The sequence below is a fragment of the Kitasatospora sp. NPDC059803 genome (assembly GCF_042732255.1).
Classification (GTDB): Bacteria; Actinomycetota; Actinomycetes; order Streptomycetales; family Streptomycetaceae; genus Kitasatospora.
The window spans coordinates 20,321-25,814 of sequence record NZ_JBHWIJ010000060.1 but is presented as its reverse complement, the minus strand read 5'-3'; the positions used below and the strand labels follow the sequence as shown (position 1 = coordinate 25,814).

General features: G+C 74.8%; 4 protein-coding genes. 3 read left to right on the top strand and 1 reads right to left on the bottom strand.

Going from position 1 to position 5,494, the window contains the following annotated elements; translation table 11 throughout:
- Positions 1 to 119: 119 nt before the first annotated feature.
- Positions 120 to 2,477 carry a glycosyl hydrolase family 18 protein gene (locus ACFV6I_RS13070; protein WP_380425037.1) on the bottom strand — a complete coding sequence of 786 codons (2,358 nt, stop codon included), beginning with the start codon at positions 2,475 to 2,477 and terminating at the stop codon, positions 120 to 122.
- Positions 2,478 to 2,761: 284 nt separating this feature from the next.
- On the opposite strand from ACFV6I_RS13070, the gene ACFV6I_RS13065 reads away from it, so the two are divergent.
- The 3 genes from ACFV6I_RS13065 to ACFV6I_RS13055 all read left to right on the top strand — a co-directional run bounded on the left by ACFV6I_RS13065 (position 2,762) and on the right by ACFV6I_RS13055 (position 5,274).
- Positions 2,762 to 3,409, top strand: a complete 648-nt coding sequence (locus ACFV6I_RS13065) for a class I SAM-dependent methyltransferase (RefSeq protein ID WP_380425035.1) — start codon at positions 2,762 to 2,764, stop codon at positions 3,407 to 3,409.
- Between the two features lie 86 nt (positions 3,410 to 3,495).
- Positions 3,496 to 4,176, top strand: coding sequence for a hypothetical protein (locus tag ACFV6I_RS13060; RefSeq protein ID WP_380425033.1), 681 nt, complete (start codon positions 3,496 to 3,498; stop codon positions 4,174 to 4,176).
- A gap of 51 nt (positions 4,177 to 4,227) precedes the next feature.
- Positions 4,228 to 5,274 (top strand): hypothetical protein, encoded by a 1,047-nt coding sequence (locus ACFV6I_RS13055; RefSeq protein ID WP_380425030.1) that lies wholly within the window; start codon positions 4,228 to 4,230, stop codon positions 5,272 to 5,274.
- Positions 5,275 to 5,494: the final 220 nt, after the last annotated feature.

Below are 5,494 nucleotides of genomic sequence, written 5' to 3'. Positions count from 1 at the left end.
AAATACCCCCCCTCCGCGCGCGGGCTCTCTTTATTCAAAACACCCCCCCGCCGCCCCGCCCGCGCCCCGGGGGGCGCGCGCCCCCCCCGGCCGCCCCCCCCCCACCGGTGTGCCGGGCGTCAGCGCAGGCTGCCGTCCATGGAGTTGAGCAGCGTGCCGGAGGCGTCGTCGTTCTCCAGGGAGAAGGCGAACAGACCGCCGAGGCCCTTGCTCTTGGTGTAGGCGCCGCGCGCCTGGATGGCCTGCGGGGTGTCGCCGGTCCAGAAGTTGGTGCCGTCGTAGACCCAGCTGCTCTCGGTGACCGGGTCCCAGTGGGTGGTGGCGGCGGTCGGGTTGAGCTCCTTCCAGGCGGCCAGTCCGGCCTCCTGGCTCAGCGGCTTGGCGGCCGTGGGGCCGGTCGCGCTCTGGTACAGGCCGTAGTTGGAGCCGGCCGGGACGCCCGTCCAGCCGCGCCAGTAGAACGGGATGCCGAGCACCAGCTTGTTGGCGGGGAAGCCGCCGGGGATGCCGTACTCGGGCAGGCCGGTGGTGTACGCGGCGAGCATGGTGTCCACGTTGTACTTGCGGGTGCCGGGGGTGATCGGCGTGGTCGGGTCGGCCGGGCTGTCGTGCAGCGGGTCCTGGTGGTTGGTCGGGCCCTTGGCGTCCCAGGCGCCGTGCATGTCGTAGGACATGACGTCGGCGTAGTCGAGGTAGTTGCCGATCTTGTCGGTCTCCAGCTGGGCAATCTTGTCCTGGCCGCTGGGCAGGGCCGCGGACAGCAGGTAGCGCTTGCCCTGGGCGGAGCCGAGCGCGTCCAGCTGGGTGCGGAACTCCTTGAGCAGGAGGGTGAAGTTCTGCTTGTCGGCGGGGGAGTAGTGGTTGCCGGTGTGGCCGCCGGCCGAGCCCGGGTACTCCCAGTCGAGGTCGACGCCGTCGAAGATGCCGGCCGCCGTGGCCGCGCCGCCGGAGGCGTCGCCCGCGACGCCGGTCGGCAGGTTCCCCTTGAGGAACATGTCGACGCAGGAGGAGACGAAGGTCTTCCGGGAGGCGTCGGTGGCGGCCGCGTCGGAGAAGTACTTGGAGTACGTCCAGCCGCCGATCGAGATGGTGAACCGCAGGTTCGGGTACTTGGCCTTGAGCTGGCGCAGCTGGTTGAAGTTGCCCTTGAGCGGCTGCTCCCAGGTGTCGCTGCTGCCGTCCACGCTGGTGCCGGAGTTGTAGTCGGACTGGTAGTCGGCGTAGGCGTCGCCCGCGCCGTCACCGGCGTTGGGGTTGTTCTCGTTGGTCGAGTCGGAGGCCTTCACCGCCTGGAAGCAGGTGAGCTTGGTGGGGTCGATGTTGGCGAACGCGTAGTGGATGACGTCCAGCTTGCCCGCGGCGCCGCTGGTGTCGACGTTCTTCGGGTAGTACGCGTTCTCGTAGACGCCCCACTGGTCGAAGTAGGCCGAGCGGACGGGCTGTTGCGCGGGCGCGGCGGCCGTCGTGGTGCTCACCGCGGCGGACTGGGTGGAGGCGTGGGAGCCGGAGTAGCCCTGGACGCTGAAGGTGTACGCCTTGCCGGGCAGCAGCGAGCTGACGGCGACGGAGGTGCCCATCGAGGTGGCGACCAGCTGGCCGTTGGACCACACCTTGTAGGCGATCGGGCCGTCGCCGGTGGTCAGGGTGGAGGGCTGCCAGGTGAGCACCACGGCGCCCGCGGTGACCTTGCTGACGGCGACGCCGGTGGGCGTGGTGACCTTGCCGTCCCCGGCCGGGCCGCTGGCGGTGGCCGTCGCGGTCGGGGTGCCGGATCCGGTGGGGCTGCCGCTGGCCGTCGGGCTGCCGCTCGCGGTGGGGCTGGTCGAGGCGGTGGGGCTGCCGGACGCGGTCGGACTGCTGGACGCGGTGGGGCTTCCGGAGGCCGTCGGGCTGCCGCTCGCGGTGGGGCTGCCGGTGGAGGTGGGCCCGGCCGGGCCGGTGAGGCTGAGGTCGTCGGCGTAGTAGGCGCCGGTGCCGTACCAGCCGTGGGTGAACACCGTCACCGAGGTGGTGGTGGCGCCGGTGGTGAAGGTGGTGCTCAGCTGGTTCCAGCCGGTGCCGCCGGGCGTCCAGACCGAGGAGTTGACGCCCGTCCCGGTGGCGCCGAGGTAGACGTAGCTGCCCTGGACGAAGCCGGACAGGGTGTACGTGGTGTTCGGCTGGACGGTGACGGTCTGCTGGCACTGCGCGGTGTCGGAGGCCGAGGCCGCGCCGCTGAGCGCGTAACTCCCGCCGTGCACCGGGGTGGTGACGACGGAGCCGTTGGCGCAGGTCCAGCCGGTCAGGGTGCCGGCCTCGAAGTCGCCGTTGGCTAGCAGGTTCACCGGGGCGGCCGAGGCGGGGCTGAGGGTCAGGGCGAGGGCGGCGCCGCTGGTGCTGAGCGTGGCGGCGAGGGCCAGGGCCATGGCCCGTCTGCGCGGAGCGGTCCGGCGCCCGGCGGCCTGGGCGGGCCGTGCGGGCATGACGCGGTCGTGCATGCGGTGTGTCCTCCGGATGTGTGGGGGTTCCGGCGGTGCGTGGCCCGGGTGGGCCGGGGGAGCCGCCCTGGCGCTGTGGGGGCGCGCGGGCAGGTGGAGCGTGCCGACGTACGGACGGCGGGCGCGGCGGGCCGGCTGACCCGCTCGCGTCACGACATCACAGATTGGACTGGACCAATATTCGCCGTCAAGGGTGTCCGCCCGCTGGACCGTTCCGGGCCGCCGCCGCCCGGGCCCGGTAGGTTGACCGCTGCGGAGCAGGCCCGCCGAACGGAGGACTCGCCATGGACAGCCAGGACTGGGACGACCGCTACGCCGCGACCGAGCTGGTGTGGGGCGCCGAGCCCAACCGCTGGGTGGTCCGCGAACTGGCCGGCCTCACCCCGGCCCACACCCCCGGCCACGCCCTCGACCTGGCCGCCGGCGAAGGCCGCAACGCCATCTGGCTGGCCGGCCGGGGCTGGGACGTCACCGGGCTGGACTACTCCGCCGTCGCCCTGGAACGCGCCGAGCGGCTCACCGCCGACCTGCCCGACGAGGTCGCCGACCGGCTCACCTGGCGGCACGGCGACGCCCGCACCTTTGAGGCCCCCGCCGCCGGCTACGACCTGATCCTGGTCGCCTACCTCCAAGTCCCCGCCCAGGACCGGCGGACCGCGCTGCGCCGCGCCGCCGCCGCGCTCGCTCCCGGCGGCACCCTGCTGGTGGTCGGGCACGACCTGAGCAACCTCACCGAGGGCGTCGGCGGCCCGCAGGACCCGGCCGTGCTGTTCACCCCGGAGGACGTCCTCGCCGACCTCGCCGACCGCGGCCTGCGCACCGTCCGGGCCGAACGGGTGCACCGGACGGTCGGCCCGGAGCCCGGGCACAAGGGCGAGGGCGACGGCGTCGCGGTCGACGCGCTGGTGCGCCTGGAGCGGGGTGCCGAGTGACGGGGCGCCGAGTGACGGGGCGCCGAGTGGTGGGAGACCAGGTGGCGGGGGGCCAGGTGGTGGGAGGCCGAGTGATGGAGCAACGGGTGACGGGGCGCCGAGTGGCGGCGCGGCCGGCCCGGCGCACCCTGCTCACCGGCCTGGCGATCGCCGCTCCGGTGGTGCTGGCGGGCTGCTCGGCCTCCTCCGGCAAGGCCGGCAAGAAGGCGGGCAAGGACGCCGGCGCGGCCAGGGCTAGCGACGCGGGCGGCGAGGCCCTGGTGATGATCATCCGCCACGGCGAGAAGCCCGACGGCAGCCACCCGGGACTGGACGAGAACGGCGGCCACGACGGCAAGTCCCTGACCGAGCGCGGCTGGTCCCGCGCCCGGGCGCTGCCCACCCTGTTCGCCCCGCCCGCCCCCGGCCTGCGCACCCCCGCCCGGATCCTCGCCGCCACCGACCAGGGCCCGCTGGCCGGGGCGCACCGGATGCGGCAGACCGTCACCCCGCTGGCCGCCAAGCTCGGGCTGACCGTCGACACCGGGTACGCCGAGTCCCAGGAGACGGCGCTGGCCGGCGCCGCCCTGGCCGGGCCCCAACCGGTGCTGATCTGCTGGGAGCACTCGCGGATCCCGCGGATCGTCGAGGCGCTCGGCGCCGCCGGCAGCGGCGCGCCCGCCACCTGGCCGGACCGCTTCGACCTGGTCTGGGTGTTCGCCCGCCCGGCCGGCGGGGCCTGGACCTTCCAGGAGGTCCGCCAGCACCTGCTGGACGGCGACGCCTGATCCGCCTGCCGGCGTACGCAATGTGACGAAGTGTCAACTAGCTTGTGAGTCATGAGGACTCGCACGTTCTTCGCCGCCGCGGCCGTCACGGCGCTGCTGCTGTCCGGCTGCGCCGAATCCGGCTCCGAGGGCGGGCCGCAGCCCCGGCCGACCCGGGCCAGCGGCGCGCCGCCGACCGGGGGCGAGCGCCGGGCCGACGGTGCCGAACTGCTCTACCGGGCCGAGGGCGGTCGCAGCGCCCAGAACCCCGCCTTCGCCCCGGACGGCCGCTCGGTGCTGCTGACCGAGTTCAGCGAGGGCTACAACAAGGGCGCCGCCGCCCTCGGGGTGCTGCCGCTGGACGGCGGCCGCACGCCGCAGAAGGTCCTGGAGGATCCCGACAAGGCGGCCGTCAACCTCCCGGGCACCAGCTGGAACGCCGCCACCGGCGCCTTCACCTTCGCCACCGACCGGGAGTCCGGCCACGACGAGGTCTGGCTGATGACACCGGGCGGCAGCCCCGAGCGGGTCACCCGGCACGAGGACGGCAGCGGCTACAGCGAGCCGAGCTTCTCCCCGGACGGCGCCTGGATCGTCTTCCAGCAGAGCTGGGAGCCGGAACACGCCGCCGTGCACGGCGACGACGCCGAACAGGACTCGCTCTGGAAGGTCCGCCGCGACGGCGGCCCCCCGGTCCGGCTGGTCGACGGCAAGGGCACCGGCACCGACAACCGGCAGCCGAACTGGTCGCCCCGGGGCGACCGGATCGTCTTCCAGCGGCGTGCCGCCGGCAGTGAGAACTGGGCGCTGTGGACGGTCGGCGCGGACGGCACCGGCCTGCGCCAGGTCACCGACGTGCCGGGCGAGCACACCGATCCCACCTGGTCCCCGGACGGCCGGTACCTGGTGTTCTCCTCCAACCTCGGCGACCTGCCGAACGCCCAGGTCTTCGTGGTCGCGGCCGACGGCGGCCGCCCCGTCCGGGTGACCGGCGACGACGGCTCGTACGACGGCGCGCCGAGCTGGTCCCCGGACGGGAAGTGGATCGCCTTCGAGTCCGCCCCGGGCGGCGAGGCCAACCCCGCCGCCCTCTGGCGCATCCCCGCGCCCGCGCTTTAGGACCGGACAGACCTAGCCCGGGGGGGGGCGGGCGGCGCGCCCGCGCCCCCCGCAGCCCGCCGCGCGCCCCCCCCCGCCCCGACCCCCGGGCCGGGGCGGCGGGCGGGCGCGCGCGCGACAGCGCGCCCCCCCCCGCCCGCGCGGGGGCGGCCCCAACCCCGGGCGGCAATCGCCAGCTGGACCGGGTGGTGGTGCCGCTGCTCCCGGGTCTCCGGCGAAC